This is a genomic window from Mediterranea sp. ET5 (assembly GCF_023337025.1).
Taxonomy (GTDB): domain Bacteria; phylum Bacteroidota; class Bacteroidia; order Bacteroidales; family Bacteroidaceae; genus Phocaeicola_A.
Window position 1 is genome coordinate 1 of record NZ_JAMBLN010000003.1, and the last position, 26,265, is coordinate 26,265.

The following is a 26,265-nucleotide window of genomic DNA, read 5'->3' on the forward strand; positions in this document are numbered from 1 at the left end:
CTCAAACAACTAATTTAAGCTCTTATATCGAACTCACGTTATTTAGGATACCATTTGAGATACTCCTCATAAAGGGTTGGATACCCGGCAATTTTTAGTCGTTCGTTAGTCATAGAACTGTGTGTTATCCAACTGTCAGCAATACGCCAGTACCCCAGTCGAGTATAACCCCATTCATAGGCTTTCCTCTTAGGGATTCCACATCGAATCAGATTTGATATTCTCGTCTTTGGGTTTTTCCAAGATTTCCATATACACATTCGTATGCGACGTCGTAACCATTCGTCTGTTTCAAGGAGAAGACGTTTCATGTTGGCAAGGTGGTAATATCCTATCCACCCTCTTATGTACTCCTTGAGTTTTTGTTTCCTACGTTCATAACCCATTCCGTTGCTACGACCTGTCAGTTCTTTCAAACGGGACTTCATCCTCGCTTTGGATTTGGGATGGACGTATAATTCAAATTTACCTTTGGAGTTATAAAAGGAATAACCTAAGTATTTGACACCTTTGACATATGAGACTGTTGTCTCTTCCTTGTTTACTCTAAGATGAAGTTTACCCTCTATGAATCGGGTAATGGATTCCTTGGTCTGTTTCGCCGCACTTTTACTTCGGCAGAATATCATTGAATCATCAGCATACCGAACAAAAAGATGACCTCTTCGGGTTAGTTCCTTGTCGAGTTCATTAAGCATGATATTACTTAACAGGGGACTTAATGGACCACCTTGAGGAGTGCCTTCGTTGCTCGCATCAAACATAGCATGATTCAGGATTCCGCTGCGGAGATATTTGTGTATAAGACTCACCACTCTTCCATCCTTTATTGTACGGCTCAGTATTTCTATCAGACGACTGTGGCATACTGTATCGAAGATTTTCACTATTCTCATGCGTCCGTGAGACCTCCTCGGATAAGGGTATTAACTTTCAGTCTTATGTCTGCTTCATTTACATCAACCGTTCCGAATAGCTATAGGGCTTTGGTTGGCTTTGCAACCTTACCCACGGTTATATGCCTTATATGAAGTTTCTGTTCGTCAGACCAGATGTTTGCCGCCAGCTTCTTTCAGATTCCAACTCGCGATGGACACCCTTGCTATTGGCTGTATGATTCCCGCTATTAGGGCTCATTGGGGACTTGCACCCGTTAGCTAATACTCATGCCGAGCATACAAAGCAAGCCTCCGTCGAGCATTGCGCTGACGGAGGCCAAAGTTATGCGATGTGTCCGCTATATCCGGACGAGAGACAATGACACTAAGCAAGTGTCATGGCAACTCTCACGCTTTTACTTTTCACATGTTTGGTTTCTTGGCAGTTTCTTTCATTCATCCAGTTCGCTCACGGCTTTTCGGATGCCGTATGCCACCGAGGTCATTTTATTTCTTGTCGCAGACAAAGCCGATGACAGACTGGTAGCCGAGACGGTACGTTTCCCGTCTTTCGACAGCAGGAACCCTCCGCGAGCGAGAACAGACTGCCAGTGCGCCTGTATGTATGACCTCTCAAGAAGGGCATCGAAGAGTACGGCCACATGGCGGATGTTGTTCACCCGGATTTGAAATCCCCTCTTGCAAGCAAAAAGAGCTTCCATATCCTCCATGCGGACTGTAGAAACGCAAAACAGATGATAAGTATTGGCGCAAGCCACGATACCTGTCATCTGTTCTTTGGTCAAATCACAGCCAAAAGAAATGGGTGGAGCATTCAGGGAAAAGCCGGTTTCATCCCGGTCGGCGGGAGAGCCGGGGTCTGAAATGTCATACATCCTTTTCAGTTCCATGCAGTTCTCGAATGAAAAGGTGTCCGCCACGAATAAAAAGCGGGTGCGTTCAGCCAGGTCGGTCAGAAGGACCTTGGCAATGTGAAGGTTCATTGCGTGGCAGTTCCGGCAGACCACATTGTCACAGTCTATATACCGGTGACTGTTGATGAAGTCGTCCACGAAGCGGCGATAAGGTTTGCCGCAGTCAATGACATCCTGGAGATAAGTTTCTCTCGCAGAAGCGAGTAATGCAAAAAGTTCATTCCTTACATCCTGTTCGGCAGTGATGTGCCGATGATGCAAATCTCTTCCCAAAAGAGAGAATACAGTTTTCTGACCTGTTCATTTTGAAATTGATTAAATGTTTATACTATTGTGATTGTTTCCTTTTCAGATTTTCTGACAATTATAATGCTGACTTCATACAGTAAGCCAATGCCACCGCACATTCAATACAGAAGTGATGGTAACGAAGTTTGCAATTTAACACATCTTTATCTACAGTTTCCACCCGGAAATACTTTCCTGTATATTCCACAAATGAGCATAAAGTCCGTCCTTTTTGACAAGCCCATCGTGTGTGCCTTCTTCCTTTATCCGCCCGTTGTCCAAGACGATTATCCGGTCGGCATCCTTGATTGTTTTGAGCCTGTGGGCAATGGCAATGACGGTGCGTCCTTTAATCAAAGAGTCGATGGCTTTCTGCACTTCTACTTCATTTTCTGGGTCGAGCGAGGCGGTCGCTTCGTCCAATAGGATAACAGGCGCGTCTTTCAGTATGGCGCGGGCGATGGATATGCGCTGTTTCTCGCCTCCGGACAAGGTACAGCCTCCTTCGCCCACCATCGTGTCGTAGCCTTGCGGCAAGCGCATGATGAAGTCGTGGCAACAGGCTTTCTTGGCGGCGGCAATAATTTCCTCGTCTGTTGCATCCGTCTTGCCGAAACGAATGTTGTTGCGTATAGTGTCTTGAAACAGATAGACATCTTGGAACACCATAGAGATGTGGCTCATCAGACTTTCGGGGGCTATTTCGTCCATCGGCATACCGCCAAAGAAGATGCGTCCCTGCTGCGGGTCGTAGAAACGGGCGCAAAGTTTCATCACCGTGCTTTTCCCGCTTCCCGAAGGGCCAACAAGAGCTGTCAAGGAGTTTTGGGGGAGCGTGACGGTTATGTCGTGCAGCACTTCCTTGTCCTGATAGGCAAACGATACGTGCTCAAACCGGATGTCTCCTGCCGTTGGGGATTGCCGTTCACCTTTCATTTCCGGCTCGTTCATTAAGGAAAGAATACGTCCTCCTGCAATGGAAAAGTATCGGAACTCTGTGAAATTGGTCAGGGCGGAAGTCAATGGGTCGAACACACGGGAACCGACTACGAGAAACAGCACGAACACAAGTATGGAAAGTTGGCCTCCCAACAGCAGGTATGTTCCGCACAGCACCATCATCGTCAGCCCTGCACGTACCAACGTGATGCTCAACAGGACGAATGGCCCTAACAGGGCTTCCTGACGGATGCAGGCACGGCGAAGTTCGGCAAAGGCATCGCGCAGCCGGACGAAACGGTCGCCCAACAGATTGTAGGCTTTCATCACCCGGATGCCCTGCAAGTATTCCTCCAACCGGTTTCCCGCGTTTATCTTCGCCTGGATTTGTCTGCCGCTCAGCTTCCGTTGCGCCTTTGTACTTGCCCACAGGACGAGCAAAGCAAGTGGCAACGCGGCAAACATGCTGACCGCCATCCGCCAGTCTATCCATATCAAGGAAGCAAAAGCCAATACGGGCATCACTACCGCACCCATCAGTTGGGGCAGGTGATGCGAGATGCCGGTTTCTGCCATCATGAAGTCCGTAATAAGCATGGAGGACAAATCGCCGGGGTCACGCCTTGACAGAAAGCCTAATGAAAGTTTTCGCAGGTGTTCCGCCAACGACAAACGTCCCGAAGCGCTCATCTCGTAAGCTCCCCGGAAATTGGCGCGATAAGCTGCCCTTTCCGCCAAAGCCATGACCAGCATATACACAACCATAACGCCGAATATCCACCAAAGACGGGTCGTGTCGAGCGGCTGTCCACTTCCGTCAAACGCATTGAAAATGATGCGTATCGCCTCTATGGAAAGGCAAAACGGAACGATATTGACCAAATTGGCAAGCATGGTGTAACCCACAGGCTTGTAAAGCCGTTCGGTATGTCCTATTGTAATGTTTTTGATTGCATTCATATACAGTTCTCCTTTTATTTAATTTTTGTTCAACGTCCAATGGTATGCGCTCGTATAGGCATCCCACATATTCTTATATACGCCCTCGGTCACGGACAGTTGTTCATGCTTTCCGCATTGCACGATACGTCCCTCTTTCATCACGACAATCTGATGCGCGGAAATAACGGAAGAAAGACGATGGGCAATCACGATGACCGTCTTGTCCTTTATCAGTGACTGCAAAGCCATCTGCATTTTATGCTCGTTTTCAGGGTCGGCAAAGGCAGTCGCTTCGTCCAGTACCAGTATCGGCGCATTCTTCAATATGGCACGAGCCACACATATCCGTTGGGCTTCGCCGCCGGACAGAAAGACGCCTTTGTCGCCAATCCGTGTTTCGTAGCCTTGCGGCAGACACTCTATGAAGTCGTGGCATTGGGCAGCTTTTGCGGCGGCTATCACTTTTTCTTTTGTGGCATCAGGAGAGCCGACGGCAATGTTCTCATACAGCGTATCGTAGAAAAGGAAAGTGTCTTGAAACACGAATGAAACCATGTCCATCAGTTTTGCGGTAGCTATCCGGCGTATATCCACACCACCTATGCAGATTTCCCCTTGCTCCACATCCCAAAACCGAGGTATCAGGTTGGCAACCGTTGATTTGCCGCTTCCAGACGGACCTACGAGAGCGGTTATCTTTCCTTGTGGCGCGACAAAGCTGACATCACGCAAGGCTTCCGTACGTGTTCCCTGTTCCGTGTTTTCGTAGGAAAATGACACATGACGAAATTCCACATCGTAAGCGGTCGGCACTTGCGGATGTTCCGGCTCCGGCACAGGCTTCTTTTCCAATATGCGGTCAATGCGGTTCACCCCTTCGTTAATTTCGCGCGTATTCCCTCCTAAAAAGGTCAGTTTGTAAACGGGAGAAGCCATACCCGGCCCCATGATGATAAAAAACAGCCACACCACTGCCAATGAGAGTGATTGCGGACTGGCTTGCAACAGCAGGATGCCCATCGGGAGGATGAATGTCACCATCGAATTGAGCAAGACGGTAAATGCGATCATCCCGTTCTGATAAGTGTCACAGCACTTCAAGGCGAATGTCTTGTATGCTTGTATCTCGGCGTTGAACTGACGGAACGAACGGACACTTTGCCCGAAAATCTTGACGACAGGCATTCCACGCACATATTGCACGGAGGATGCGCTCATTTTTTCCTGTGCATCGTAATAGATGGACATGAACTCTCTTGCCCGTTTTCCCATGAAATTGGAGAATTGCAGGAAGAGGCTAAGCACCACAACCGCCAGACAGACCACCGTCAGCCATACATCCAAAGAGAAAAAGATGACCAGCATCACCGCCACTGTTGCCACGACATTGACCAAATCCGGGATGGTATGGGCGATGAAGCCTTCAATCTTTTCGATGTTCTGGTCCATCGTTTTCTTAATGGCTCCCGTGGAAGTGTTGTTCAGATATCCCAAAGGTAACTTGCCGATATGCTCGGACAAACGGATGCGCAACCCGTACAGAATACGGAATGCCGCCACATGGGAGGACATCAGAGCAGCATAGAGCAATATCAGTCCGCCAACAAGCCCTCCAAACGCTATCCATCCCCAGCGCATCATATACGTTCCGTCCGAAGCGGCAGGGTTTACGCCATGAGATAACAACTCTTTTAAGATTTCATAAACAGCCCAATAAGGCACAAGCATACATACCGCACTTCCGGCGGACAGCAGACCTGCTAATATGAGCAGACCTTTCCTTTGCCCCGCTATCTCGAACAGTCGGGACAAACCTTCTTTCTTTTTTGACTTCTCCATTGTTATTGCGTTATTTTGAAATGATTTTATACCCCAGCAACGAACTGAACTTGTAGCACAGCCGAGTCATCCTCCCCAATATCTGCCCGAAGAAAAAGCCCCAGCGCGGACGGAAGAACTTCATATAGTTGGCTTGCTCGATAAGCCGCAAAGCCGGTTCCCATTGTTCCACTAAATGCCCGTCACTCAGCCCTGAACGGATTTGAGCCTCGTGTTTGCGAAGAGAATCGGGCTTTACTCCGTGTCGGCTCATCATCGTGCCGCACACGTCAAACCATAGTTCGCCTCCCCCGAAACGGCTCGCTACGTGGTGCAGGAAGGCTCTCACTTGTTTCTCATAAAAATACATCAGCACACCTTCCACGATGAAAATGAATTGCGCATCGGGATGTTCCCGTTGCAGGTCGTCCATCCAATCAGTTTCCAGTAAGGATGCCGCGATATAGGCATTTCCCTGTTGTTCGGGTATCAACTCTCGGCGCAAAGCGATGACCTCCGGCAAGTCCAAATCATAAAAGACCGCTTTCCGGTCACCAATACGCTGGAAACGGGTGTCCAGTCCGCAGCCTACATTGACCACGACCGGATGGGGATGCGCTTCGATAAACCGCCGCACGGCACGGTCGAAATACCATCCGCGCACCACACATCCCACTTCGCTCAGTTTTGCCCCGTCAAATTGGGAGTAATCGTATTCCAGACTGTCCGCCAACCGCTCCGCAGCCTTGTCATACAGGATGGGATTATCCCGGCGGCTTTCTTTGGCTCTCATGTATAACGGAATAAGCAGTGTTTCCGCCACAATGCTCTTAAACTCGTGTTTCTGTTTCATGTCTTTATTCTATTAGTGAACGATATTCAGATTTGTTCATAAAAAAAGGAGGAAACCTCCGTGAAGATTTCCTCCCTGCCAGCCGTCCTGATGCGGTTGATTGTCTGTATGTGCGTTGCTTGTATCTCATATTTTGATAATTGCCCTCCAACCTTGAATTTCAAACAGTATGTAATCGTGCAGAATAGCCTCCATTTCCTGCCGAGGTACGGAGTGCATCAGCAGTTCCTCGAACATCGTAAACATCCATACCGTATGCAGATGGATGATGAAATCGGACACCGCCGTATTGATTTCGGGATGCTTTTGCTGCATGGACGCGAACCACGCCTTGACCAATTCCGTAGAACGGTCAGTATAATTCTCGCGGAAGCGTTCCAACGAAGAACCTTGCGCACGGAACAACAGGATTCCCATCAGCGCGCGGTGCTTGTCAATCAGCGAAACATATTCGTCTATGCAGGATTTCAGGTATTTCTCCGACCGCATCATCATAATGTCCTCGCCTCGTATGCCGTGGTGTTCTTGCAGCATGGCTTCCAAAGCGCACAAGACAGGACGGACTACTTCATGGAATAATTCATCTTTGTTCGTGAAGTAGTTGTAGATGTTTCCGACACCAACCCCTGCCAATTCCGCTATTTCACGCATGGAACTTTTGGAATAGCCTTTCCGCTCGAATTGTTGTCTGGCAACCTTTAATATTCGTCCTCGTATGTCCTCTTTCAGCACTTGCATTTATAACAAACAATGTCTGTTTTTAATTTTTTGCAAAGGTACAAGGCTTGAAATTGTCGGGCAATACCCATTTTTAGGGATTTAATAATACTCGGATAACAAGATATCTATAAGCTATGTAATGGTGCAAATTATTAATATGATTTCGTTTTAGACGGGAACTTTGCGGTATCAAATTACAATGAGTATTAATAGCAGCCCACGCTATAGCGTGATAACCACTATGCTATCCTTGTATTTACTTATGAAATCAATCAGCCGAAGTCTGAAACAGTTTGCCATATTCTTCATCTGTCACGGGCTCCAGCCATTCGTTGGATGCATTTTCTCCCGGAATCTCAAAGGCAAGATGCGCAAACCAGCTGTCTGCTGCCGCACCATGCCAGTGCTTCACATTCGCCGGGATATGAATGACATCACCCGGAAGCATCTGTACGGCAGGCTTGCCTTCTTCCTGATACCAGCCCCTGCCTGCCACACAGACCAGCATCTGTCCGCCGCCTTTGGTCGCATGGTGAATGTGCCAGTTGTTGCGACAGCCCGGCTCGAAAGTGACATTGTTGAACGGTACCTGCTCCTTGGATATCGGAGCCAGATAGCTGTTGCCGATGAAATATTTGGCGTATGCGGTATTCGGTTCGCCGATGGGGAAAATCATCTGCTGTTGGAAGCGTTCCTTCTCAGTAGCCGCATCGTCATCCGCCCAGACCTCCTTTGCCACACGGAATCCGGCCCATGCGTTTGGCCATCCGGCATAGAAAGCGGCCTGTGTCAGCAACGCCGCTATTTCCTTGCGGGTGATGCCATGCTTCTTGCCCATTTCAAGGTGCGAGCGGAAAGAGGAGTCAACCATCCCCTTGCCGAGAAGGATAGAGATAGTCACCATGCTGTGGTCGTGGAGCGAAAGCGTGGAATCGTTCCATACCGCTTCTCCGAAAAGAACGTCATCGTTAAGTTCAGCGAATTTTGGAGCAAATTCTCCCAACTGCATGCGTCCGGCAGTCTGTGTAATCTTTTCTTGTGCCATAATTCCTTGAATATTTGTCATTGATATTGCTAGTAATAAAAACAGAATCTTTTTCATATAGTCAATTTGTTTTGAATGTGAGTAAAAAGTTTACAGTATCAATAATGTGAGAAGAAAAGGCTCTTGCCTCCGTCCAATACCTCGCGGGAGATGCCGCTTTTGCGGATGGTGTTTCCACACCGTTGTGCAATCTTACTGTTTCCATATTATCATACATTTATATAAATCGTTCTATCTTGTTTCCTGTTGCTAAAATACAGCCATTCAAGCTATGGCAGGATAAACATATCCTCTGCGTTTGTACCAATTTTACAGAAATATCAGTCCAAATCCTTTTTCCGCAACCAATCGTACATCCGTTCAGCCACCTCCGCATTATTCAAGTCCGACATCGGAAAGTGCGTGTTGCCATAAATACACCACAATGGAGCATCTTGCCCTGCTTCCCGATTTTCCTATCTTTGCAAACGAAACAACCGGTAAAAAATATGAGTATCAGTAAACCGCAAAATATATTGTCCATACAAAGCCGCGATGAATTTCGCCAATGGCTCATGACGCATCATGCCACTGCAAGGGAGTGCTGGGTGAAAGTCAAACGCGGACGTCCTGTGGACGACGGAACATTCTGGTACATCGACGCAGTGGAAGAAGCGATGTGCTTCGGCTGGATTGACAGCACTTTGAAACGGCTGGACGGCGTTTCCAGCTTCCCGTCGAACTTTTTGATGCTAGAAACGTCGTTTCCAGCTTCCCATCGAACTTTTTGATGCTAGAAACGTCGTATCCAGCTTCTTTTCGAACTATTTGATGCAGGAAACGTCGTATCCAGCTTCCCGTCGAACTTTTTGATGCTAGAAACGGCGTTTCCAGCTCCCCGTCGAACTTTTTGATGCTAGAAACGGCGTTTCCAGCTCCCCGTCGGACATTTTGATGCTAGAAACGGCGTTTCCAGCATGTATGTCACACTTGGCGGCCTTCTGTTACTTCCACCACTTGATATTTATCTGACCATGCTCCACCCCACCCTCTTTTTTACGAACAAACCTTAAAATCCGCCGTCCTTTCGAAAAAGAAACAAACGAGGAACGGAGTGAAAAACGATTTTACTTAACTTCGGTCCTCGTAAATCGAAATCATAACCTTAATCACACTCTGGTAAGCAGCCTTATGAAACTTTTTCGGAACCTACTGACCCTCGTATTGATTATTCTTGTGCACACGACTTCGGCACAAGTCCTCCCGACTGACTCCACCACGGTGACGGGCAAAGACATTGTCAACCGCGCCATGAAGTATATCGGCGTCCCCTACCGCAGCGGGCGCATGAATCCCAAAATAGGGTTCGACTGTTCCGGTTTCACCACTTATGTATTCCAGAAAGAAAACATCTCACTGACCCGCTCCTCCCGTTCCCAGTTCCTGGAAGGGACACAAATCGACGACTGCCGGGAGTTGCGCAAGGGGGACCTGGTGTTCTTCTGCGGCTCACGCGTGGGCAGCAACATCGGTCATGTGGGCATCGTGACACAGGTGAACCACGAGACGGGCGACTTCTCCTTCATCCACGCCAGCCGCACCGGCGTACGTATCTCCTCCTCCAGCGAACCCTACTACCTGAAGCGCTACGTCGGCGCTTGCCGGGTACTGAGCTAACCCACATTTTTCCAAGAAACCACGATTAGTAGGTATTGACTGTACGGACTGGTCTGTGTTTAAGAAATGGGAATTTACCTATTTCTTGCGATTGTATGCATAAGAGCACTGTGCGTACCTTTGCAGCACAAAAACCACACTACACAGATCATGATGAAGTTATACCTTGCACTAGTCTCTTTACTGATATGCCTCACCGGCATCTCCCCGGCGCATGCACAGCGCCACGGCGACCATCACGGACGCATCCTCATCAGCGGACGGGTCGTCTCTTCCGATAATGAAATCATCGACTTTGCCACCATCCACCTGAAAGGAACTTCCTTCGGTGCCCAGACGGACGAGAAGGGCCGTTACCGGTTCTCGGCTCCGGAGGGCGAATATACCCTCGTCGTCACCGCCATGGGATATAAAGGTGTGCAGCGGAAAATAACGCTCAACCGCCACGAACGGCGTACGCTCGACTTCACCCTCCGCCCCGACACGAAAGAGCTGAATGCCGTGACAGTGACCGCCACAGGCGTCAGCCGGGTACAACGTTCCGCCTACAACGCCATCGCCATCGATACGCGCGACATGCAGAACACGACCAAGAACCTGAGCGATGCGCTCGCCACTGCACCCGGCGTGAAACTGCGCGAGAGCGGAGGCGTAGGCTCGGACATGCAACTGATGCTCGACGGCTTCAGCGGAAAGCATGTCAAGGTGTTCATCGACGGCGTGCCCCAGGAGGGGGTGGGCAGCTCATTCGGACTGAACAACATCCCCGTCAGCTTCGCCAAACGCATTGAAATCTACAAGGGTGTCGTCCCCGTCGGCTTTGGAACGGACGCACTGGGCGGCGTCATCAACATCGTGACGGAGAAACAGCCGCGACGCTGGTTCCTCGACGCTTCCTACTCTTACGGTTCCTTCAACACGCACAAGTCGTTCGTCCACTTCGGTCAAGCCCTGAAGAACGGCTTCACCTACGAGGTCAATGCCTTCCAGAACTATTCGGACAACGACTACCACGTGGACGCTCCCATCAAGAACTTTGAGACGGGCAGCTTCAACGATGCGGAGAAGGTGCGTGTCCGCCGCTTCCATGACAACTACCACAACGAGGCTGTCGTGGCAAAGGCAGGCATCACCGGCAAGCCGTGGGCAGACCGGCTGATGGTGGGCTTCACCTATTCACACATGTACAAGGAGATACAGACGGGCGTCCGTCAGAAGACCGTCTTCGGGGAGAAGCACCGCCACGGACACTCCCTGATGCCGTCTCTCGAATACAGCAAGCGCAACCTCCTGACCAAAGGGCTCAACGTGGTGCTGACCGCGAACTACAACCGCAACGCGACCACCAACGTAGACACCGCACGCTACCAGTACAACTGGCTGGGCGAACGGCAGGAACTGAACTCACCGGGTGAACAGTCGTACCAACGGACCCGCTCGGACAACGACAACTGGAACGGTACGCTCACCGCCAACTACCACATCGGGCAGGCACATGCCTTCACCTTCAACCACGTGTTCAATGCCTTCCGTCGGGAGAACACCTCGCTCCTCGCTGCCAAAGAGCAGACCGACGCCATCGCCAAAGAGACACGGAAGAACATCACCGGACTCTCCTACCGCCTGATGCCCTCGGAGCACTGGAACGTGTCGGTGTTCGGCAAGTACTACCGCCAGTACGTCGCCGGACCGATGGCGACCACCAGCACCGGGAGCAACTATGAACGGACCAGCCGCAAGGTCGACTCCTGGGGATACGGAGCTGCCGGCACCTACTTCATCCTGCCGGAGTTGCAGGTGAAGCTCTCCTACGAGAAAGCCTACCGCCTGCCGACCATTGAAGAGATGTTCGGCGACGAGGACCTGGAGAGCGGAGACATCGGCATCCGTCCGGAGAACAGCAACAACCTCAACCTGAACCTCAGCTATTCCGCCAAGCTGGACGACCACTCTGTCTACGCGGAAGGCAGCCTGATTTACCGCGACACCAGAGACTACATCCAACGCAACGTGCAGGACCTGAGCGGCGGACGCGAGAATGCCACCTACACCAACTACGGCCGAGTGCTGACCAAGGGCTACAACCTCTCGGTGCGCTATGCCTTCAAGCACCTGCTAAGCGTCGGGGGCAACTTCACGCAGATGGACGTCCGCGACAACGAGAAATACCAGATCGGCAGCACGGGACACGCCGTGGAGAACCTGGGCTACAAGGCGCGTATCTCCAACGTGCCCTACCGGTTCGCCGACTACGACGTGACCTTCTACTGGCACAAGCTGGGCGGCAAGGACAACCTGCTGACATTGACCTACGACAGCCAGTACACGCACCGCTTCTCCTACTATCCGGAGATATTCGGCAGTACCAACGACTTCTATGTCCCCAACCAGTTTGCCCACAACCTGCTGGTGAGCTACAGCCTGAAAGGCGGACGCTACAACTTCTCGTTCGAGTGCCGCAACCTGACCGACGAGAAGCTTTATGACAACTTCAGCCTGCAAAAGGCGGGACGCGCCTTCTACGGCAAGATACGCGTCAGCTTCGGCGGATAAACGAACTTGATTCTCACAACCCCTAAAATATCCCTTAATTATGAATAAGAACTATTTGTTGACCGGCATCCTTGCAACCTTGGTTGCCGGTGGTATGACACTGACTGCCTGCTCGGACGATAACCCCATCGACGACAGCAAGACTCCGGACAAGAACCTGAAGGGTTCCTATGTGATTGCTGCGACCGTGAAACCTTCTGCCGGAACGGAAGCGCACCTGTTGCTGCCCGTCGAATCGCTGGAAAGCGGCACGGTCTCCCCCGTCGGCAACGGACTGGTGAACGAGGGTGCCACCTACTGGCTGTTCCACGGGAACAAATACCTCTATGCGCTCAACTACCACCAGGGCAACGCCGGGACAACCCAGTCGTTTGTGATGGATGGCGACCACAACATCACCAAGCGTACCCAGGAGTACAACGTCAACCGCTTCACCACTTACGGATTCTATGACGGCTACATCATGACGACCTCCAGCGGCAACGGCCCGAAGGAGCTGGCTGACGCCAACGGCTATCTGCCCAAATCGTTCCTCATCTCCTACCTCGATGTGGAGAAACAGACTTACACGTCGAACAAGGTGAATGCCTCCACCCCGTTCCTCGCCGAGAACTTCCTGGGCAACGGTGAGTTCGTCACACTCGCCGGTCTGCAACAGGTGGGCAAGAAGCTCTATGCGGCAGCCGTCCCGATGGGACTGAGCCAGTACAGCTGCATGCAGAAGAACGCGGACGGCAGCTACAAGTGGGTGCTCCCCGGCAACGAAGACCTCATCAAGAAGGAAGCCGGCGGACAGGGCAGCAGCTCCTACAAGAAGGACGAGCTGCAATGGACACAATACCCCAACGAATGCTGGGTGTCCATCTTCACCGACGAGACATTGACCCAACACAAGAACATCAAGACCGACAAAATCAGTTATGCTGCAGGACGATTCAAGTCGCAGTACTACCAGATGACATGGGCTGCCGACGACGGCTACGTCTATGTGTTCTCGCCGAGCTATGCCAAGGCCATGACAGACAAGCGTCAGCAGACCACCCTGCCGGCAGGCGTGGTGCGCATCGACACGAAAGCGGAAGAGTTTGACCGGAACTACTACTACAACATCGAAGAGAAGACCGGCGGTCTCTCCTTCCTCCGCACATGGTACATCGGCGGCAACTACTTCCTCATGCTGATGTACGACCGTCCGCTGACCGAATCCAAGCCTGTAGGCAACCGGCTCGCCGTGTTCAACGTCTCCAACGGCAATCTGGCGTACGTCGATGGTCTGCCCGAGGACATCACCGGCTTCAGCAGCATCCCCTACATGGAGAACGGCAATGCCTACATCGGCGTGACCACGGCAAGCAGCCACCTTGCCATCTACAAGATTACCCCGGCATCCGCCAAGGCCACCAAGGGTCTCGTCGTGGAAGCGACCTCACTCGACGGTGTAGGCAAGCTGGGCGACTGACGAACCTCTGAATCCCATTCCTCATGAAAAAAGTTGCAAAGAAACTCCATCTGTGGCTCGCCCTCCCCTTCGGCATCATCCTGACGCTGGTGTGCTTCTCGGGGGCAGTCCTTGCCTTCGAAAAGGAATTCACCCAATGGATGTATGCCGACCTCTACCGGGTGAAAGCCGTGGGTGACCACCGGATGCCGGTTGGTGACATCGCGGCGAAGGTAGCCTCTACCCTCCCCGATGAGGTCAAGGTGACGGGCATCACCGTCTATCCCGACCCTGCCCGCACCTACCAGGTGAACTTGTCCAAGCCTCATCATGCATCGGTCTTCGTCGACCCCTACACCGGCGAGGTGAAGGGAGCCTACAAGCGCATCCCCTTCTTCTTCACCATGTTCAAGTTGCACCGCTGGCTGCTGGGCAGTCGTCCCGACAATGGCGGCATCTACTGGGGGAAGGTCATTGTGGGAACCGCCACGCTGGCTTTCGTCTTCGTCATCCTTTCGGGCATCCTCATGTGGTGGCCCCGCACGAAGAAGGCATTGCGCAACAGCCTGAAGGTGACCCCAGCACACGGGTTGCGCCGGTTCTGCTACAGCTTCCATGTCGCCGTGGGAGTCTACACCTGCCTGCTGCTGCTCTGCATGACACTCACCGGACTGACCTGGTCGTTCGACTGGTATCGCGACGGCTCCCATACCCTCTTCGGGGCAAGCAGTCCGCAAGGCAGCGGACACGGACCGTCGGCTTCCGCTGGAAAGCAGAAAGGACGGGACCGGGCAGAGACCTACGCTGCCTGGCAGACGGTCTATGAGGAACTGGCAACCCGGAATCCGGAGAACCGACAAATCAGCATCAATGCCAACCGTACAGCCACCGTCGTTCTCAACCGGTTCGGCAACACGATGGGCGGCGACCGCTATGAGTTCGACCCCTCCACGGGCAAGCTGACGACCTTCACGCCGTATGCCGACCTGCCTGCCTCCGCAAAAATCAGGGGTCAAATCTATGCCGTGCATACCGGCACCTGGGGTGGCTGGCTGACGCGCATTCTCTATTGCCTGGCAGCCCTGTTCGCCTCCGCACTGCCCATCACCGGCTACTACCTGTGGTTCCGCCGCGTGTTCCCGAAGAAGGCGCATCATGCCTGACGGAAGGGGACACAAGTGATTGATTTGCCAAACACAAGGGTTCGACTCACTAAACACAAGCGTTTGACCTGGTAAACATAGTAGTTTAATAGAGCAAAGTATAATACTTAGACCACCAAAGTATTATACTTAGGCAGCCAAAGTATAATACTTTGGTCTATCAAACTAATTAGTTTGTCAGGTCAAACGCTTGTGTTTGCCCGGTCGAAGACTTGTGTTTGTCAGGTCAAACGCAAATGTACGGAGGAAGGTGTGTCAAGAAGCATACCTTTATTATATGCAGAAGGGTGCATCGCTCATCGCGATACACCCTCCTGCATTTTGTATTTCCGGATACGAATCCTTGTTCCTCAAAAGTCGCGCCCCATCTGTTGTTCTTCCTCCCCGTCGACAATCTTCTCGACAAAGTAGCGGGGACGGCGCTTCACCTCCCGATAGATTTTGCCGACATACTCACCGATAATGCCTATGGAGACCAACGTGGCGCCACCGATGAACCAGATGGATATCAGTATGGACGTCCATCCCCATACGACCTCGCTGAACTGATAGACACTCAGGCAATAGGTGATGGCAACCAAGGCAAGGAAGACCATGATGAACCCGGCAATGTAAATCCACTGCAACGGACGGACCGAGAACGACGTGATGCCGTCCATCGCCAGGGCAAACATTTTCGAGAAGGGATATTTCGACTCGCCCGCCATGCGCTCCTTACGGTCATAGTAGACACACGCCGTCGAGAGTCCGATGCGGGGTACCATGCCGCGCAGGAAGATGTTGCGCTCGGGATAGGTCATGAGTGCCTTCAACGCCCGTCGGCTCATCAGACGGAAGTCCGCATGGTTGTAGATGATTTCCTCGCCCAGGTTACGTACCAGCCGGTAGAACATCAGTGCGGTCTGCCGCTTGAAGACGGAGTCGGTCTGCCGGTCCTTGCGCACCCCGTAGACGATGTCCGTCCCTTGATTGTACCAATCCACCATTTCGTCGATGGCATGCGTGTCATCCTGCAGGTCGGCGTCGATGGAAATCGACACGTCACCATTAAGCGACGCCCATTCCAGTCCTGCCCACAGCGCATTCTGGTGCCCCACGTTGTGAGCCAGCTTCAGTCCGCAGACAGCCTCATGCCGACGGGTCAGACGCTCGATGATGCTCCAGGTGGCATCCTTGCTGCCGTCATCGACGTACAGAATCTTTCCGGTCCCGATTTTCCCGTCCTGCCGCAGGCGGTCTATGACTTTCAGCAGTTCATCGGTCGTGTAGTCCAGCATCTCCTGCTCGTTGTAGCAAGGGACCACTATAATCAATTTTGATTCATGCATGGTGTATATTATATAAGGTATGTTTCCGATAGCACAAAAGTAAGCTATATTCTTAAAAATTCAATACCGGGGGACGAATTATAGCGAAAAAAGCATAAGTTTGCGCTACTGATTTAAATGTATGACACTATGAAAAAGATTCTATTTCTCTTATGTCTGCTCCCTTCACTGCTTTGGGCGCAGGATGATGCCAAATATTTGGCAGGAGCTGTCCCCGTGGAAGACGGCTATGTGACCTTCCGTCAAACTTTCAAAGCCCCCTCCCTCTCCCAGAAAGAACTTTATCAGGCTCTTCTGATGTGGGCAAACGGCAAATTCCAGCCCACGGACCAGTTCCCCCAAAACAAGCTCATCACCCAAAACGAGGCCAACGGTGAATTGGGAGCCATCGGAGAAGAATATCTGGTGTTTTCCTCCAGCCTGCTGTCGCTGGACCGTACACGCATCTACTACCAGTGCCGCGTGGAGTGCGCTGCAGGTGAATGTACCGTGGAGCTGAGCCGCATCCGCTACTGGTATGACGAGGCACGCGACGGAGGTGTGCGCTACCGTGCCGAGGAACTCATCACCGACGAGTTCGGACTGAACAAGAAGAAGACCAAGCTGGCACGCGTCGTCGGCAAGTTCCGTGAAAAGACCATCGACTTCAAGGACCAGCTGTTCAAGGACATCGAAAATGCCATCGGCAAGAACGCCGTACAGGCAGCTCCCGCCGTGACAAAAGCCCAGCAGGCTCCTGCCACTTCCGGTGTGACCACCAATGACAAGGTCGTGACCGTCAATGTCCCCACGAGCGCACCTGCTACCCCCGTCGTCACGACTGTCGCCAACAATGCACAACCCGCACAGGCTGCCTCCGCTGCTCAGGGCATGGAAGGATTCCGCAAGGTCAACCCCGACCAGATTCCCGGCAATGCCGTGAAACTCATCAGCGATGCATTCATCATCACTGCCGGCAATGATGAACTCTTCAACCCCATGGCAGGCGGATGGGGCGGACTGGGCAACCTGTTCAACCGACCCGTCGCCTACTGCTTCATCGACCCCTCCCGCTACACCTACGGCATCATGCAGAAGAACGACACCTACACGCTGTCATTCTATACACCTGCCTATCAGGATGCCATCCAATATGTAGGTACCCATTCCGGACGCGACGGCAACAAGGTAGCCGGCAGCAAGCTGACCCCCATCACGACTCCTTCGGGCAGCAAGGCTTTTGCCGAGGCATGGCTCATCATCGAGTGCAAGAAGATTGCCACCCAGCTGCTGACCCCGTCGTCCGTCACCGACGCAGCCGTGAAAGCCCAATACCCCAACAAGCAGACGGAAATGTTCGTGGGTGAAATCATCGGTGTCTGGATGAAATAACCCCCTCCGGACTCTCCAACATCCGCGTACCGTCTCAGCCAACGGTACCGGGAAGAGAAGCACGAAGACACAGCGAGAGACAGGACAGCCTGTCGCCTGAAACTGCACGCGGTGTCTTCGTGCTTTTTGTATGCCGTTCCCGGCACGACAGCAACCTTTCAGAGCCAGGAGGAAACAACAAAAAGACAAATGATAGTTTCATTTACAACCATTCCGACCTTCCCGGTTAAAACACTGTCATGTTGTGTATTAAGCCGTATATTAAGCTCTTTCCATTTGAGATTATTAACAGAATGTACAATTTATAACCTCTAAAAAGTAGGTATTCTCAAATTAAAAACTATCTTTGTGACAGCAAAACAGGTTTGATATGCACAAAACAAACGAAAATGTGAATATTGCGAAAGCGTTGCTGGATGCCGGAAAAGTGGACGAAGCCATCCACCACCTCGACGAACAGCTGGCTGTCCCCTCCCCGGAAGCAGCCGACGAACTTTACTACCTGCGTGGCAATGCTTACCGCAAACTGGGAGACTGGCAAATGGCCCTGAACAACTACCTGGAGGCCATTGCACTCAATCCCGAAAGTCCTGCCGTCCAGGCACGCGCCATGGCGATGGATATCTTAGAGTTCTATAACAAGGATATGTACAACCAATAAAGTAATTTTTATGGCAACAGTTAAAGGGGCGATAGTCGTCGACACCGAACGCTGCAAAGGATGCGGCCTGTGCGTGGTGGCGTGCCCGGTGAAAATTTTAGGTCTCTCCCAAAAAGAGGTCAACAAGAGAGGATACCCGTTCTCGATGCAATTGGAGGACAAGTGTATAGGTTGCGCTTCGTGCGCCATTGTCTGCCCGGACGGGTGTATTTCTGTATATAAAACAAAAATCTAAATTTTAACTATATGGCAGAAGATGTTGTACTCATGAAAGGTAACGAAGCCATTGCACACGCCGCAGTCCGTACCGGTGTAGACGCTTATTTCGGTTACCCCATCACTCCACAGTCGGAAGTCCTCGAAACACTTGCAGAATTGAAGCCCTGGGAAACCTCGGGCATGGTCGTGCTTCAGGCAGAAAGTGAAGTTGCTGCAATCAATATGGTTTATGGTGGAGCAGCCACCGGGAAGAAAGTAATGACCTCTTCCTCCAGCCCCGGTGTCAGCCTGAAACAGGAAGGCATCTCCTACATTGCCGGAGCCGAACTCCCGGCAGTCATCGTTAACGTGATGCGTGGAGGTCCCGGTCTGGGAACCATCCAACCCAGCCAGGCTGACTATTTCCAGAGCACCAAGGGTGGCGGACACGGCGACTACCGCCTCATCGTCCTCGCTCCCTCGTCGGTTCAGGAAATGGCTGACTTTGTCGACCTCGCCTTCGAACTGGCATTCAAATACCGCAATCCGGCACTGATCCTCTCTGACGGCGTCATCGGTCAGATGATGGAGAAGGTCGTCCTCCCCGAACAGCGTAAACGACTCACCGACGAGGAAGTCATCGCCCGTTGCCCCTGGGCAGCCAACGGAAAGCCCAAGACCCGCGAACCGAACATCATCACCTCGCTTGAACTCGATTCCGCCATCATGGAGCAACGCAACATCCACTTGCAGGCCAAGTACAAGGAAATCAGCGAGAAGGAAGTACGTTTCGAGGAAATCGCCTGCGAGGATGCCGATTACCTCATCGTCGCCTTCGGTTCTTGCGCCCGCATCGCCCAGAAAGCCATTGAGCTGGCACGTGAAGAGGGCATCAAGGTCGGTATCCTGCGCCCCATCACCCTGTGGCCGTTCCCGTCAAAAGAAATCGAACGTCTGTCACACCACATGAAGGGCATCCTCACCGTCGAGCTGAATGCCGGACAGATGGTTGAAGACGTGCGCCTCTCTGTCAACAACGGCGTGAAGGTGGAATACTTCGGACGCATGGGCGGCATCGTGCCTGCTCCCGACGAAGTGGTCACCGCTCTCAAAGAGAAATTAATGAAGTAACCTGCGCTTATGGACAAACAGCAAATCCGTAACCTGCTCAACCTCTTATTTATTATAGGAACGGTTGTCACCATCATCCTCTACTTTGCCGTAGACAGCCCGCAACCGTTCTACTATGCGTGTGGTGTGTCACTCGCCATCAAGATGACGGAAGTAGTGATGCGCATGATACGTTTCAAGTAAAAAAACGCAAGACTTATGACAAGAGAAGACATCATCAAACCCGAGAATCTGGTTTACAAGAAACCGACTCTCCTTAACGATAACACGATGCACTACTGCCCGGGTTGCAGCCATGGCGTGGTGCACAAACTGATTGCCGAAGTAATCGAAGAGATGGGCCTGGCAGACAAAGCCGTCGGCGTATCGCCCGTAGGTTGTGCCGTGTTCATGTACAAGTACCTTGACATCGACTGCCAAGAGGCTGCACACGGACGTGCGCCTGCCCTGGCAACTGCCATCAAACGTCTCTGGCCCGACCGCCTGGTGTTCACCTATCAGGGTGACGGCGACCTGGCTTGCATCGGTACGGCCGAGACCATCCATGCGCTCAACCGTGGCGAGAACATCACCATCATCTTCATCAACAATGCCATCTATGGCATGACGGGCGGACAAATGGCACCGACCACCCTGATGGGCATGAAGACCGCTACCTGTCCCTATGGCCGCGACGCGAAAATCCACGGCTATCCCCTCCGCATGACCGAAATCGCCGCTACGCTGGAAGGCACTGCCTACGTGACCCGTCAGTCCGTTCAGACGGTAGCCGCCATCCGCAAAGCCAAGAAAGCCATTCGAAAGGCATTCGAAAACTCCATGAACGGCAAAGGCTCCAACCTCGTCGAGATTGTGGCAACCTGCAACTCGGGCTGGAAGATGTCGCCTGTGGCTGCCAACAAATGGATGGAAGAGAACATGTTCCCCTATTACCCGTTGGGTGACTTAAAAGATAAGGAGTAAAACACTATGAAAACAGAAGAAATCATCATATCGGGCTTCGGCGGACAAGGTGTGCTGTCGATGGGTAAGATACTCGCCTACTCGGCCCTGATGGAAGGAAAGGAAGTGACCTGGATGCCGGCATACGGTCCGGAGCAACGTGGCGGTACTGCCAACGTGACGGTCATCATCAGCGACGAACGCATCTCGTCGCCCATCCTGAGTACCTATGACACGGCTATCATCCTCAACCAGCCCTCCATGGCTAAGTTTGAAAGCAAGGTCAAGCCGGGTGGAACCATTATCTACGACGGATACGGCATCAGCCAGCCGCCGACGCGTAAGGACATCAAGGTCTACCGTATCGACGCCATGGATGCAGCTGCCGAGATGAACAACATGAAAGCCTTCAACATGATTGTGCTGGGCGGACTCCTGAAACTCCGTCCGATGGTGTCCATCGAATCGGTACTGAAAGGACTGCGCAAGACACTGCCCGAACGCCACCATCACCTCATCCCGATGAACGAGGAAGCCATCCGTAAAGGGATGGAAATCATCCGGGAACATGAATAAGCAACCCGACGGACACTTGTCCAGACTCCAATAGACGCAGACGACGCGGACTACACAGCAACCTGTTTCCTTGTGCAATCCGCGTCGTCGGTGTTTTTTATTCGCTCACGAGAGATGTCTCTTTAGCCCCAATCGTCATGCAAATACTACTATCCTGTGCCAAGACCATGGCAGACAGCACCGGGACTGCCGTCCCCCTCACTACCCTTCCCCCGTTTGAAACAGAAGCGTCGCAACTGGCGCTGCAACTTGCCTCCCTCAGCACCGAGGAGGTGGAACAACTGTTGCGCGTCAACCGACAGATTGCGTCGGAGAACCAGCTGCGTTACCGCCATTTCCACGATGCAGACAATCCGCAACTGCCGGCACTGCTCGCCTATACGGGTATCGTGTTCAAGCGCATTGCTCCCGATGACTTCAGTGCCGACGACTTCCGCTATGCGCAGGCACACCTGAACATCACCTCTTTCCTTTACGGACTCCTACGTCCGCTGGACCTCATCCACAACTACCGGTTGGAAGGCGACGCCGTGCTGCCCGACAACGGCGGACAAAGCATGTTCGCCTACTGGCAGTCCCGACTGACCGGTCTCCTGCTGGAGCGCGTCAAGGCCGACGATGGCATACTGGTCAATCTTGCCAGTGAGGAGATGAAACGACTGTTCGACTGGAAACGTGTCTGCCGCGAGGTGAAGGTCATCACACTGGAGTTCCGCGTATGGAAAGGGGACAAGTTGCGGAGCATCGTGGTCTACACCAAGATGTGCCGCGGAGAGATGACACGCTACCTGCTCAAAGGGCGCATCACCGATCCGGAGGCTCTGAAGGCTTTTACCTGGGAAGGCTTCCGCTGGGACGACGCTGCCGGGATGTTCACCCTCTGACGCCTACTCCCCGTCAACAAAACGGAGGGTCTCCACCTTCTCCAGCCGGGCACGCAGGCGCGGCATGGACAACCGACGGATGCGCAGACGCATCATGCAGTCCATGTCGTAGGTCTGCGAGACGATGGTGGGTTCCTCCTCCTTCACAACTCGCATCACGTCGTTCATAAAGGGATATTCAAAAAGGACTTCCACCTCATCGTCTACCGTCCGCTCGACAAATGCAGCAGCAGCCAACGCCTCAGCAGCTGCCGTGCGATAGGCCACGATGAGTCCGCTCGTCCCCAACTTGATGCCACCGAAATAGCGCACCACGATGACGAGCACATCGGTCAGTTCATTGGAATTGATTTGCCCGAGGATGGGCTTGCCTGCCGTACCCGAAGGCTCTCCGTTGTCATTTGCACGGAAGTCCTTCCGCTCATGCCCCAGCATGTAGGCATAGCACACGTGGCGTGCGTCATAATATTTCTTCTGATATTCTTCCAGGCGCATCTTCACCTCCTCCACCGTACGCACCGGCAGGGCGATGGCGATGAACTTGCTTCTTTTCTCCGTATAGATGGCCTCCGAGGGAGCGGCAATGGTTCTGTATTCGTCTGCTTCCATGATTATCTTCACATCGGGATTCTGTCTGCAAAATTACAATTCCAATCGCCAATACACAATTGGCGGGCGGCAATATCACCATTTTTAGGTATTGACACGCATCGGTCAAGCTCCTACTTTTGCATCCGACCGTTAAAAGAACACGTCATGCAGACATTGAAACACTCTGTTGAAAAGCGACTGCTCACCGCCTCGCGAGCCATCTTCCTCCGGAAAGGCTTTCAGAAGGCATCCATGCGCGACATTGCCCGTGCATCGGGTATCTGCCTGAGTAACATCTACAACTATTTCCCCAGCAAGGATGCCCTGTTCTGCACCATCGTACGCCCTGCCATCACCACCCTCGAACAGATGCTCCGGCTGCATCCCGACACGACGGAACCCGGCGACTCACAGACACTGGCAGCAAATGACCCGGAACGAATCATCAGGGACTGCACGGCCCTGCTCAGCAAGCACCGCACCCAACTGAAGCTGTTGTTCTTCTGTGCACAAGGCTCCTCTCTGGACGACTACAAAGAGAGGGTCTCCCGGCAATACAGCACCCTCCTGCCACAATCACCCGCAGGGACTGACGGCAAGGATACCATCTCCGGATTCTACAACCGGCTTCACACCGCATGGATGTTTGCCTTGTTCGAGGAGATTATCCGGCAGAAGATACAACCGAAAGACTATGAGCCCATCCTCCGGGAATGTCTCACCGGAGAGAGCTGGCAGGCAACCCACAGCCATAGCCTGTAAAAACACCAAGGTCCTCCATCAGGAAGGGGTATTCCTTCCGATGAGGACCTTGGGCATCTTTGTGGTTAAGTGTATAAAATCAAATCAACTTCTCTGTAACAATCGCTCTATCAGATGGAGAAGCGCAGGTCAATTCCGAACTGACGTGGCTTGCCGGGCTGCATGAACCACTGGCTCATGCTCTCAATGCCAAACGTGTGATAAGAGCGGTCCGTCAGGTTACGTCCCCACAAGTCTATGTCACACACCTTGGTACGCAACTGGATGTTGGCATTGCAAGTCCCGTAGAATCCCTGTCCCATCGTGTTGGCTTCATTCCAAGTGGTCTCACCCACACCCGTATAACCGGCATGGAAGGTGATCTGCCGCAACGCATCGCTTTTCAGGAACATCGAATAGGAAGCTCCCACATTGAGTGTATGGCGGGGTACGAAAGGTACCGTGTTGTCTGAATAGTCGATGAACTGCTTGTCGTCGGAATCCAATGTAGACTTATAGTCGGTGAACGTGGCGCGTGTATAGCCGTAAGAGGCGTTCATGCTCCAGTGGCGGTCAAAACGTGCAGCCAAAGCGGCTTCCGCACCCACACTGCGACTGCGTCCGGCGTTGACAGTCAAGCGTCCCAGTCCGGAACGTGTCATGCGGGCAATCTGCTGGTCACGCGTATCCATGCAGAAGGCAGCCAGGTCGGCATGCAGCTTGCCGTTCCACAGGGTCAGGTGGGTACCGACCTCGTAACTCCAAGTGTATTCGGGTTTATAGTAGGAAGCTGCCACATCTGGCTCTACAGCCGGAGGCATACTGCCTGCAATGGTATTCTTAATTTTCTCCTTCATCGCATTCATTGCAGGTGGGAAGTCCATCTTGTCAACCATGTCGATGCATCCTTCTTTCACTTCCGTCATCCATCTACCGCTTAAGCCCGTCTGTATCAGTTCGGAGAAACCTTGGATGTTGTATCCGCCCGAACGATAACCACGGCTGACAGTCGCATAGATGTTGTTGCCCGCATTGAAATCATACTTCAGCGAGAAGCTGGGCAACAGCTGGGTGTAGTGGTTCTTCAACTTTCCTCCCATCGCATACGAACTGTTGTCGAAAGTAAGTGCCAATGGATTCCGCCCCATCGCGATGCTGAAGTTATAGCTGGCTGCCGCACTGGCATCGTAGTCCATCGAGAGGCGTTCGTGGTCGACACGCAAGCCTACGGTCAGCGAAAGTCCGTCAACCAACAGGTTGTTGAAGGTAGACCGATGGAAGAGAGCCAGGTCAGTTACCGGCGTACGGAAGTTGGAATAGACCGGCATGCCTTCACTCGTGATGTCGATACTCATGGGAGGAGCACCGTGGATGTTCGAGAAGACTCCGTTAAGCATCCCTTCCAGCATGGAGATACCGTCGCGATGGAAGAACACGGGACTGTTCGTACGCATATTCTGATAGGAAACAAATGCACCGGTCACCCACTGCCAGCGTTTGCCGGGCAGGCTCTTCAGCGAAAGCTCTTCCGTCAGGGCGTTCAGCCGCTGTTTCTGTTCAAGGGTGTAAATCTCCTTCGAAGTGAAGTCCTGGTCGATGTACATGCGGTCATCCAGCCGTTGGTAGCTGGTCACCGAGTTGAAGATATAGTTGTTGCCCTGATAGGTTGCCGAGAGTCCGGCATTGAACAGACCGCGACGGTACTTGCCTTCCTCGTTTGAGCTGACGGGGTCAGTCACACCCGTATCTTCATGATAGAGACCATAGACATAGCCTCCTTCATCACTGTACTCATAGTTGGCAGTGAAGTCGAGCTTCCAGTTCTCCGTAGGCAACCAGATGGCACGCATACGTCCGCCTCCGCTTTGCAACGGATCGGCATAACGGTCCAGGTAAGCGTTCTTGAAGAAACCACGTGCGCCCTCATAGAAGCCACCCGCCGAGAAAGCAAAGCGGTCGCTGATGCGGTGATAGTGCGTCAGTGAAGCACGATAGGAATTGTTGGCGGTGGCTCCACCCAACGAAAGCTGGGTACCTTGATAGCGGAAGGGATTACGGGTATAGACACGGATCAGTCCGCCCATGGCATTGCGTCCGTAAAGGGTTGACTGCGGACCACGCAACACGTCGATACGCTCAATATCATAGGTATTGAAGTCAAAGGCTGACTTATCGAGATAGGGCACGTTGTCCACATACAGCCCGACAGCAGGTGTATTGATGCGTGAACCGATGCCGCGGATGTAGATGGCAGAGGTCAGTCTGGAACCGTAATCAGGCATATAGAAGTTAGGTACCAGCCCCGTGAGGTGCTTGATGGATGTCACCTGGTCGGCCTCCAGCTGCTCGCGCGAAAGGATGGTCGACGACAATGCCTGACGGCGGAAGGTCGTGTTCTCCTTGGGCGATGCCACAACGACAATCTCTTCCACATTGACTACCTTGGTCGTATCGCGGTCGGCAGGTGCAGCTTGCACTCCTGCCACAGCCAGACATACACAACTTGAAAACAGTATTCTTCTATTCATCTTTACTTGTTTATTGATGCTGCAAAATAAGCGCATGCAGCGCGGACGGACAATCCTCATTTATTAGGATTTTCGCAAAAAAGAAT

23 protein-coding genes and 1 pseudogene are annotated in these 26,265 nt (G+C 52.4%); 14 read left to right on the forward strand and 10 right to left on the reverse strand.

Annotated elements, in window-relative coordinates:
• Nucleotides 1-38 precede the first annotated feature (38 nt).
• The 7 genes and pseudogenes from M3087_RS02865 to M3087_RS02895 form a co-directional block, all read right to left on the reverse strand.
• A pseudogene (locus M3087_RS02865) lies at nucleotides 39-884 on the reverse strand (reverse transcriptase domain-containing protein); the annotation flags it as partial.
• Between the two features lie 446 nt (nucleotides 885-1,330).
• Entirely contained in the window at nucleotides 1,331-2,086 is a 756-nt protein-coding gene (locus tag M3087_RS02870) for a hypothetical protein (RefSeq protein ID WP_249093636.1), read from the reverse strand.
• 183 nt (nucleotides 2,087-2,269) lie between these two features.
• Nucleotides 2,270-4,000 carry an ABC transporter ATP-binding protein gene (locus M3087_RS02875; protein WP_249093638.1) on the reverse strand — a complete coding sequence of 577 codons (1,731 nt, stop codon included), beginning with the start codon at nucleotides 3,998-4,000 and terminating at the stop codon, nucleotides 2,270-2,272.
• An 18-nt stretch (nucleotides 4,001-4,018) separates the two neighbouring features.
• Nucleotides 4,019-5,821 carry an ABC transporter ATP-binding protein gene (locus tag M3087_RS02880; RefSeq protein WP_249093640.1) on the reverse strand — a complete coding sequence of 601 codons (1,803 nt, stop codon included), beginning with the start codon at nucleotides 5,819-5,821 and terminating at the stop codon, nucleotides 4,019-4,021.
• A gap of 10 nt (nucleotides 5,822-5,831) precedes the next feature.
• Nucleotides 5,832-6,653, reverse strand: coding sequence for a class I SAM-dependent methyltransferase (locus M3087_RS02885; RefSeq protein ID WP_249093643.1), 822 nt, complete (start codon nucleotides 6,651-6,653; stop codon nucleotides 5,832-5,834).
• 126 nt (nucleotides 6,654-6,779) lie between these two features.
• On the reverse strand, nucleotides 6,780-7,391 hold the full coding sequence (locus tag M3087_RS02890) for a TetR/AcrR family transcriptional regulator (protein WP_249093645.1): 612 nt from the start codon (nucleotides 7,389-7,391) through the stop codon (nucleotides 6,780-6,782).
• 250 nt (nucleotides 7,392-7,641) lie between these two features.
• Nucleotides 7,642-8,418 (reverse strand): carboxymuconolactone decarboxylase family protein, encoded by a 777-nt coding sequence (locus M3087_RS02895; protein WP_249093647.1) that lies wholly within the window; start codon nucleotides 8,416-8,418, stop codon nucleotides 7,642-7,644.
• A 488-nt stretch (nucleotides 8,419-8,906) separates the two neighbouring features.
• Between M3087_RS02895 and M3087_RS02900 the strand changes: the two genes are divergently transcribed.
• The 5 genes from M3087_RS02900 to M3087_RS02920 all read left to right on the forward strand — a co-directional run bounded on the left by M3087_RS02900 (nucleotide 8,907) and on the right by M3087_RS02920 (nucleotide 15,228).
• The gene (locus tag M3087_RS02900; RefSeq protein ID WP_249093649.1) at nucleotides 8,907-9,188 is read left to right on the forward strand and encodes a YdeI/OmpD-associated family protein; all 282 of its coding nucleotides are present in this window, start codon (nucleotides 8,907-8,909) and stop codon (nucleotides 9,186-9,188) included.
• A 400-nt stretch (nucleotides 9,189-9,588) separates the two neighbouring features.
• Entirely contained in the window at nucleotides 9,589-10,074 is a 486-nt protein-coding gene (locus M3087_RS02905; RefSeq protein WP_022384296.1) for a C40 family peptidase, read from the forward strand.
• A 150-nt stretch (nucleotides 10,075-10,224) separates the two neighbouring features.
• Entirely contained in the window at nucleotides 10,225-12,627 is a 2,403-nt protein-coding gene (locus M3087_RS02910) for a TonB-dependent receptor (RefSeq protein ID WP_249093651.1), read from the forward strand.
• 40 nt (nucleotides 12,628-12,667) lie between these two features.
• A complete protein-coding gene (locus M3087_RS02915; RefSeq protein WP_249093653.1) occupies nucleotides 12,668-14,086 on the forward strand; it encodes a DUF4374 domain-containing protein in 1,419 nt (472 codons plus the stop codon).
• Between the two features lie 23 nt (nucleotides 14,087-14,109).
• Nucleotides 14,110-15,228 carry a PepSY-associated TM helix domain-containing protein gene (locus M3087_RS02920; protein ID WP_249093655.1) on the forward strand — a complete coding sequence of 373 codons (1,119 nt, stop codon included), beginning with the start codon at nucleotides 14,110-14,112 and terminating at the stop codon, nucleotides 15,226-15,228.
• A 350-nt stretch (nucleotides 15,229-15,578) separates the two neighbouring features.
• Here M3087_RS02920 and M3087_RS02925 read toward each other — a convergent pair whose 3' ends face one another.
• A complete protein-coding gene (locus M3087_RS02925) occupies nucleotides 15,579-16,556 on the reverse strand; it encodes a glycosyltransferase family 2 protein (RefSeq protein WP_249093657.1) in 978 nt (325 codons plus the stop codon).
• A gap of 129 nt (nucleotides 16,557-16,685) precedes the next feature.
• On the opposite strand from M3087_RS02925, the gene M3087_RS02930 reads away from it, so the two are divergent.
• From M3087_RS02930 to M3087_RS02965, 8 genes are all read left to right on the forward strand, one after another.
• Nucleotides 16,686-17,927: a DUF4468 domain-containing protein gene (locus tag M3087_RS02930; protein WP_249093659.1), complete on the forward strand. Its 1,242-nt coding sequence runs from the start codon at nucleotides 16,686-16,688 to the stop codon at nucleotides 17,925-17,927.
• 370 nt (nucleotides 17,928-18,297) lie between these two features.
• Nucleotides 18,298-18,588, forward strand: coding sequence for a tetratricopeptide repeat protein (locus M3087_RS02935; RefSeq protein ID WP_022384290.1), 291 nt, complete (start codon nucleotides 18,298-18,300; stop codon nucleotides 18,586-18,588).
• A gap of 10 nt (nucleotides 18,589-18,598) precedes the next feature.
• Nucleotides 18,599-18,823 carry a ferredoxin family protein gene (locus M3087_RS02940; protein WP_022384289.1) on the forward strand — a complete coding sequence of 75 codons (225 nt, stop codon included), beginning with the start codon at nucleotides 18,599-18,601 and terminating at the stop codon, nucleotides 18,821-18,823.
• A gap of 11 nt (nucleotides 18,824-18,834) precedes the next feature.
• Nucleotides 18,835-19,917, forward strand: coding sequence for a 3-methyl-2-oxobutanoate dehydrogenase subunit VorB (locus tag M3087_RS02945; protein ID WP_249093661.1), 1,083 nt, complete (start codon nucleotides 18,835-18,837; stop codon nucleotides 19,915-19,917).
• 9 nt (nucleotides 19,918-19,926) lie between these two features.
• Nucleotides 19,927-20,100, forward strand: a complete 174-nt coding sequence (locus M3087_RS02950) for a hypothetical protein (protein WP_022384287.1) — start codon at nucleotides 19,927-19,929, stop codon at nucleotides 20,098-20,100.
• A 15-nt stretch (nucleotides 20,101-20,115) separates the two neighbouring features.
• Nucleotides 20,116-20,880, forward strand: coding sequence for a thiamine pyrophosphate-dependent enzyme (locus M3087_RS02955; RefSeq protein ID WP_249093663.1), 765 nt, complete (start codon nucleotides 20,116-20,118; stop codon nucleotides 20,878-20,880).
• A gap of 6 nt (nucleotides 20,881-20,886) precedes the next feature.
• A complete protein-coding gene (locus M3087_RS02960; RefSeq protein ID WP_022384285.1) occupies nucleotides 20,887-21,435 on the forward strand; it encodes a 2-oxoacid:acceptor oxidoreductase family protein in 549 nt (182 codons plus the stop codon).
• Between the two features lie 137 nt (nucleotides 21,436-21,572).
• On the forward strand, nucleotides 21,573-22,319 hold the full coding sequence (locus M3087_RS02965) for a YaaA family protein (RefSeq protein ID WP_249093666.1): 747 nt from the start codon (nucleotides 21,573-21,575) through the stop codon (nucleotides 22,317-22,319).
• Between the two features lie 3 nt (nucleotides 22,320-22,322).
• Here the strand turns inward: M3087_RS02965 and M3087_RS02970 are convergent, their stop codons facing one another.
• Nucleotides 22,323-22,928 carry an IMPACT family protein gene (locus M3087_RS02970; protein WP_022384283.1) on the reverse strand — a complete coding sequence of 202 codons (606 nt, stop codon included), beginning with the start codon at nucleotides 22,926-22,928 and terminating at the stop codon, nucleotides 22,323-22,325.
• Nucleotides 22,929-23,075: 147 nt separating this feature from the next.
• Here M3087_RS02970 and M3087_RS02975 point away from each other — a divergent pair, with 147 nt between their 5' ends.
• The gene (locus tag M3087_RS02975; protein WP_249093667.1) at nucleotides 23,076-23,672 is read left to right on the forward strand and encodes a TetR/AcrR family transcriptional regulator; all 597 of its coding nucleotides are present in this window, start codon (nucleotides 23,076-23,078) and stop codon (nucleotides 23,670-23,672) included.
• Between the two features lie 110 nt (nucleotides 23,673-23,782).
• On the opposite strand, the gene M3087_RS02980 is transcribed toward M3087_RS02975, so the two are convergent.
• Nucleotides 23,783-26,179, reverse strand: a complete 2,397-nt coding sequence (locus M3087_RS02980) for a TonB-dependent receptor (RefSeq protein WP_249093668.1) — start codon at nucleotides 26,177-26,179, stop codon at nucleotides 23,783-23,785.
• Nucleotides 26,180-26,265: the final 86 nt, after the last annotated feature.

Bases quoted from the DNA above. Each gene is read 5' to 3' on its own strand.
- M3087_RS02925 (WP_249093657.1), bottom strand. From the start codon at position 16,556: ATGCATGAATCAAAATTGATTATAGTGGTCCCTTGCTACAACGAGCAG.
- M3087_RS02890 (WP_249093645.1), bottom strand. From the start codon at position 7,391: ATGCAAGTGCTGAAAGAGGACATACGAGGACGAATATTAAAGGTTGCC.
- M3087_RS02910 (WP_249093651.1), top strand. From the start codon at position 10,225: ATGATGAAGTTATACCTTGCACTAGTCTCTTTACTGATATGCCTCACC.
- M3087_RS02980 (WP_249093668.1), bottom strand. From the start codon at position 26,179: ATGAATAGAAGAATACTGTTTTCAAGTTGTGTATGTCTGGCTGTGGCA.
- M3087_RS02955 (WP_249093663.1), top strand. From the start codon at position 20,116: ATGACAAGAGAAGACATCATCAAACCCGAGAATCTGGTTTACAAGAAA.
- M3087_RS02875 (WP_249093638.1), bottom strand. From the start codon at position 4,000: ATGAATGCAATCAAAAACATTACAATAGGACATACCGAACGGCTTTAC.
- M3087_RS02950 (WP_022384287.1), top strand. From the start codon at position 19,927: ATGGACAAACAGCAAATCCGTAACCTGCTCAACCTCTTATTTATTATA.
- M3087_RS02965 (WP_249093666.1), top strand. From the start codon at position 21,573: ATGCAAATACTACTATCCTGTGCCAAGACCATGGCAGACAGCACCGGG.
- M3087_RS02975 (WP_249093667.1), top strand. From the start codon at position 23,076: ATGCAGACATTGAAACACTCTGTTGAAAAGCGACTGCTCACCGCCTCG.
- M3087_RS02970 (WP_022384283.1), bottom strand. From the start codon at position 22,928: ATGGAAGCAGACGAATACAGAACCATTGCCGCTCCCTCGGAGGCCATC.
- M3087_RS02945 (WP_249093661.1), top strand. From the start codon at position 18,835: ATGGCAGAAGATGTTGTACTCATGAAAGGTAACGAAGCCATTGCACAC.
- M3087_RS02930 (WP_249093659.1), top strand. From the start codon at position 16,686: ATGAAAAAGATTCTATTTCTCTTATGTCTGCTCCCTTCACTGCTTTGG.
- M3087_RS02900 (WP_249093649.1), top strand. From the start codon at position 8,907: ATGAGTATCAGTAAACCGCAAAATATATTGTCCATACAAAGCCGCGAT.
- M3087_RS02935 (WP_022384290.1), top strand. From the start codon at position 18,298: ATGCACAAAACAAACGAAAATGTGAATATTGCGAAAGCGTTGCTGGAT.
- M3087_RS02895 (WP_249093647.1), bottom strand. From the start codon at position 8,418: ATGGCACAAGAAAAGATTACACAGACTGCCGGACGCATGCAGTTGGGA.
- M3087_RS02940 (WP_022384289.1), top strand. From the start codon at position 18,599: ATGGCAACAGTTAAAGGGGCGATAGTCGTCGACACCGAACGCTGCAAA.
- M3087_RS02960 (WP_022384285.1), top strand. From the start codon at position 20,887: ATGAAAACAGAAGAAATCATCATATCGGGCTTCGGCGGACAAGGTGTG.
- M3087_RS02915 (WP_249093653.1), top strand. From the start codon at position 12,668: ATGAATAAGAACTATTTGTTGACCGGCATCCTTGCAACCTTGGTTGCC.
- M3087_RS02885 (WP_249093643.1), bottom strand. From the start codon at position 6,653: ATGAAACAGAAACACGAGTTTAAGAGCATTGTGGCGGAAACACTGCTT.
- M3087_RS02905 (WP_022384296.1), top strand. From the start codon at position 9,589: ATGAAACTTTTTCGGAACCTACTGACCCTCGTATTGATTATTCTTGTG.
- M3087_RS02920 (WP_249093655.1), top strand. From the start codon at position 14,110: ATGAAAAAAGTTGCAAAGAAACTCCATCTGTGGCTCGCCCTCCCCTTC.
- M3087_RS02880 (WP_249093640.1), bottom strand. From the start codon at position 5,821: ATGGAGAAGTCAAAAAAGAAAGAAGGTTTGTCCCGACTGTTCGAGATA.